The organism is Acinetobacter sp. GN11 (assembly GCF_054823985.1).
The window spans coordinates 1-4,498 of sequence record NZ_JRVL01000157.1 but is presented as its reverse complement, the minus strand read 5'-3'; the positions used below and the strand labels follow the sequence as shown (position 1 = coordinate 4,498).

Sequence of the window (4,498 nt, the reverse complement as noted above, 5' to 3'; positions counted from 1 at the left end):
TTAAATCTCGTTGGCAACCCCTTTTTTAATTTAATATTATCGTATGCTCATTTTTTAGTCTTTTTAGCATTTTATCTATATTATTTGATCAATTTTACCTTGATAATAGGTTATCGATTTTGTATTGAAGCATATCTCCATCCAACTGCACATTAAGTATTAGCCTGGCTGGCGGTTAAGGAATTATATGAATTATTCTAATTTAATTTTACTAAGCATTTTATCTGTAGGTGTTTGCACTTCTATATACGCTCAAGAAAACATGACAAGTGAATCTGCTAATGCTAGTTCGTTAGAAGAAACGGGGCCAAATCATCCCCGCTCACAAATTATTAAAGATTTAAAAAATATTAAAGTTAAAGATTTAAAAATTAATGCAAATGCAGCACAACCAGATTTAGTTAAAGATCCTTTGCAATCATTGAACCGTCCAATTTATTCTTTTAATGATATGTTGGATCGCAATTTCTTGCGTCCTGTTGCCGTTCAATATAGAGAAAAGACCCCAGAAGATGTACGTGGCTCTTATCGCCAGTTCCGTAAAAATCTTGGTGAACCATGGAATGCTGTCAATCAGCTTATTCAAGGTCGCCCAAGTCGTGCAGCAAAAACTTTAGGCCGATTTACGATTAACACATTAACTACTCTTGGTCTGGCTGACCCTGCAAGCCGCTTAGGCTTACCAACTGAGGAAGAGAATTTTGGTGTAACTCTTGGTTACTATGGCGTTCCTTCTGGTCCATTCCTTATGCTACCTTTCTTTGGTCCAAGTACCTTACGTGATGGTTTTGGTTTAGCAGTAGATGCCCAAGCTCGTCCACAGAAATATGTTATGGATGATCAAGAAGGTCTTTATTGGTCAAGTAATGTATTACAAGCTGTTGATACACGTGCCCAATATCTTGACTTAGATCAAACCTTACAAGGTGATCAATATGCCATGATTCGAGACTTATATCTCCAGCGTAAAGCCTTCCAGATTGCTGAGAAAAAGGGCGATTCAGCTGATGTGTCTTTCATTGATGATGATTCACAAGATACAACAGATGAGAATCAAAACCCTTAAGATGAAATAAAGGTATTGCTTGGATTGAGGGTTCGGCAATACCTTGATTTTGATCATACATACTCTATGATGAATAAAGTGATCATATAAAAGGACTACCATATCTTCTATGTATTTTATTAAACCGACACGCTCTATGCCTTATTTAGAGCAAGCTTTGGATAAACTGCCAGGCTTACAAGTCATTAACATAGATGATTTAGATTTATATGATCCAACCATCATTGCAATTGCTGATGTACAAGATTTCCTGACTTATAAGTGGAATTTACCCACTGTGGTCATTGCTTTTGAGCACGAAGGTGCCGCTTTAGCTCATGCCTGGGAAGCAGGTGCTCTTGCAGGTTGGGTATGGAATCAGTTACCTAGCGATTTAAATAAAGCACTATCAAAAATTGATGCTCAATATAAGCGTAATCAAGACAGTCGTGATTTACCTTCGGCTGCTGAACTGCAAAAACGATTATTACCCAATCCAATTGATTTATTAAATTATGAAGTCGAAACTTTCTTTCAGCCTTCAGCTTATCTTTCCGGTGATTGGTACGACTATTGGAAATTAAATGATAAAGAAGTTTTATTCTATCTTGCTGATGTTTCAGGTCATGGTGTAACGAGTAGTTTATTAACATCATGGATGGCAGCTTTTCATGGTCGATCTAAAACCCCAAGACAATTAATTAAAAAATTAAACGGAATGTTGGTTCAAGAGAATATCGAAAAGCACATTACGATTGTGGTGGGTATTTTAAACCTTGAAACGCATACTCTTCGCTGGTCAAGTGCTGGGCATTACCCCCCTCCTATCATTTTTGAGCCTAATCAAGCACCCAAAATTCTAACAACGAGCAGTTTCCCATTAGGTTTAACTGATGAACTCGAAGTTGAAGAGCATATTTGCACACTAAATCGCCATGCGCGCTTCATTGTTTGCTCTGATGGAGCCCTCGAACCCTTTGATGGTGGTTTGAATGATCAGTTCCAACAATTGGTCCATCATTTGCAAAATCAATCATTTCAAGCACCCGATCATGTGGCCGATGATATTGCCATCTTCAGTCTTTGTCGAATGAATTAATTTACGAATCAATTAATTACATAATATACGACCTAAGGACTCTTGAGTCTGAGATGGCACTATGTGATAATTTTTCTATCCTTCTCTGAAAATGGCATTTATATGTCAACAGGTCATGTTGAATATGCAAGCTTAAATGGAACGCATATTTTCAAACTTATTGGTGAAGTGCGAGCCCATTCTTGTATAAGTCTAGACAAACTTTTAAACAGAATTGAACAGCAAGAGAATGTTGTTGGTGCAATCGTTGATTTAACCCAAACAACATTTATTGATAGTACTGTATTAGGTATCTTAGCTAAGCTAGGTTTAAAGCTGAAACAGACTCATCATATTCAAGCTGTGATGCTATCTACCAATCCAGATATCACAACCTTAGCCAACAGTATGGGGCTAGGGCAGGTTTTTGTCATTTTGAATTACTGTGGTGATCCTAATGTTTGTACGTTAACGTTAACAGATGAACAAATCACTCATAATGCAATGCTAAGAACTGTTCTGGATGCACATAAGACATTGATGAAACTCAATGCAAACAATCAGAATATGTTTGAGCCACTTGTGAAGCAGTTACAGAAAGAACAAGATACGCTTGAGCAGGTATCAGATAAGCAAAATGCCTGATTTTCACGATTAAGCCGGATTAGAATATGACCCTTGTTTCTGTTGCTCAAATGAACTCTCAAGATGATATTGAAAATAATTTTCAAGTCATTGAGTCTTTGATTCAACAAAGCAAGGCGCAAAATGCTAGCCTGATTGTTTTCCCTGAAAACTTTGTATGTTTTGCTGCTGGAAAACAACGTGAAACTGCTGAGCAATTTGAATCTATTCAACAAAGGCTTGAGCAACTAGCACATCAATATCAAATCTGGATTGTGGCTGGAACCTTACCATGTCCATTCCGTCCAGATGGATCTACGATTCAAGATGGTCGCGTCCGAACCGTTAGCCTCTGTATCAGTCCTGAGCGTACAGAAGCACGTTATGACAAGATCCATTTATTTGATGTACAAGTTGGTGATGCGGTCGGCGGTTATCAAGAGTCTCGTTTCTTTGAACCAGGAACAGACGTAGTAGTCACATCTACCCCTTTTGGCAATATTGGCTTAATGGTATGTTATGACTTACGTTTTCCAGAGCTTGCTCTAACACTAAGACAACAAGGCGCTCATCTTCTTACTGCTCCTGCTGCATTTACCTACACAACTGGGCAAATGCATTGGCAACTTCTGCTACAGGCTCGGGCAATGGATAGCCAATGTTATGTTTTAGGTGCAGCACAACAGGGCTGGCATGGTGAAAAACGACAAACCTGGGGACACTCTGGGGCAACAGATAGTCGTGGTCAAATTTTAAGTATGATTGGATATGAAGGGAATGGTTTAATCACTGTACCTTTTGATTTAACAGCACAAGATCTCGTCCGTTCTTCAATGCCTCTAATGACACACCGTAAATTAATTCACTATTAAAAGTTTAATTATTCATGTGGAAATACTTATTTAGCTTTTTTTGCTTGGGGGCAAATATTCATTGTTATGCAGAGTTTGGTACAACGAATCATTTCGTTTCACCAACCGCACAACTCAAATCAGATATTCTTCCCTCTACTCCTAAAGATATTCCTTTGCCTGCATTTGGCCAAAGAATAATAGGATGGGGAACTGGCGCAGAAGGCGCAAGACAACGTTTAGAAAATATTCAACCAGCAGATGTTTCTATGATTAAAAAACAAGGAACAACACTTGAAATGATTACTGCTTGGCAAAATTTTTATGAACAAGAGCAACAACGTAGTGTAAATAATCCTACTGCTAAATATCGTGCACGTTTAATGAAAAAAATTGCAGATCTATGGTAGACAGTTTTATCTAAAAGATTTTTATTTTATGGAATAATTGAGTTAATTATTCCATTTTTTATGTACCTTAATTTACTTTATTCATAACCTATTCTTATGAACATTTAAGAAACTGAATAGAACGCGATATACTACAAAAGCAATATTAGTTTCTTTGAGGAATATATGGACCAAGACTGTAAAAACTTAAAGCTTGAGAATCAACTATGTTTCCTCGTCTATTCAACAAATTTAGCTCTTAATCAGCTTTACCGAAAACTCCTAACGCCTTTGGGTATTACTTATCCTCAATATTTGGTGATGTTAGTTTTATGGGAACAGGATGAAGTTACTGTTTCAGAAATTGGTGCCAAGCTTTTTTTAGAATCATCAACTCTCACCCCTATTCTGAAAAAATTAGAAGCCCTACATTTTCTTCACCGCACTCGCTCAACGCAAGATGAACGCCAAGTTATTATTACGTTAAGTGATGAAGGAAAAAAATTAAAAG

General features: G+C 37.3%; 6 protein-coding genes. All 6 read left to right on the top strand.

Going from position 1 to position 4,498, the window contains the following annotated elements; translation table 11 throughout:
• The first annotated feature begins 262 nt into the window (after positions 1-262).
• Positions 263-1,066, top strand: a complete 804-nt coding sequence (locus tag NL42_RS13875) for an MlaA family lipoprotein (RefSeq protein WP_080645765.1) — start codon at positions 263-265, stop codon at positions 1,064-1,066.
• Positions 1,067-1,175: 109 nt separating this feature from the next.
• Positions 1,176-2,144 (top strand): RsbU family protein phosphatase GigA, encoded by a 969-nt coding sequence (gene gigA / locus NL42_RS13870; RefSeq protein ID WP_461313172.1) that lies wholly within the window; start codon positions 1,176-1,178, stop codon positions 2,142-2,144.
• Positions 2,145-2,246: 102 nt separating this feature from the next.
• A complete protein-coding gene (gene gigB, locus NL42_RS13865) occupies positions 2,247-2,768 on the top strand; it encodes an anti-anti-sigma factor GigB (protein ID WP_002117273.1) in 522 nt (173 codons plus the stop codon).
• Positions 2,769-2,794: 26 nt separating this feature from the next.
• Complete coding sequence (locus tag NL42_RS13860) at positions 2,795-3,619, top strand: carbon-nitrogen hydrolase family protein (protein ID WP_005036753.1); 825 nt, start codon at positions 2,795-2,797, stop codon at positions 3,617-3,619.
• Between the two features lie 14 nt (positions 3,620-3,633).
• Positions 3,634-4,008, top strand: coding sequence for a DUF4951 domain-containing protein (locus tag NL42_RS13855; RefSeq protein WP_151744283.1), 375 nt, complete (start codon positions 3,634-3,636; stop codon positions 4,006-4,008).
• Between the two features lie 165 nt (positions 4,009-4,173).
• On the top strand, positions 4,174-4,498 hold a 325-nt coding region (locus NL42_RS13850), incomplete at its 3' end, for a MarR family winged helix-turn-helix transcriptional regulator (protein ID WP_461313171.1).

Excerpts from the sequence above, each read along its gene's own strand:
- NL42_RS13875 (WP_080645765.1), top strand. The coding sequence starts at position 263 with ATGACAAGTGAATCTGCTAATGCTAGTTCGTTAGAAGAAACGGGGCCA.
- gigA (WP_461313172.1), top strand. The coding sequence starts at position 1,176 with ATGTATTTTATTAAACCGACACGCTCTATGCCTTATTTAGAGCAAGCT.
- gigB (WP_002117273.1), top strand. The coding sequence starts at position 2,247 with ATGTCAACAGGTCATGTTGAATATGCAAGCTTAAATGGAACGCATATT.
- NL42_RS13860 (WP_005036753.1), top strand. The coding sequence starts at position 2,795 with ATGACCCTTGTTTCTGTTGCTCAAATGAACTCTCAAGATGATATTGAA.
- NL42_RS13855 (WP_151744283.1), top strand. The coding sequence starts at position 3,634 with ATGTGGAAATACTTATTTAGCTTTTTTTGCTTGGGGGCAAATATTCAT.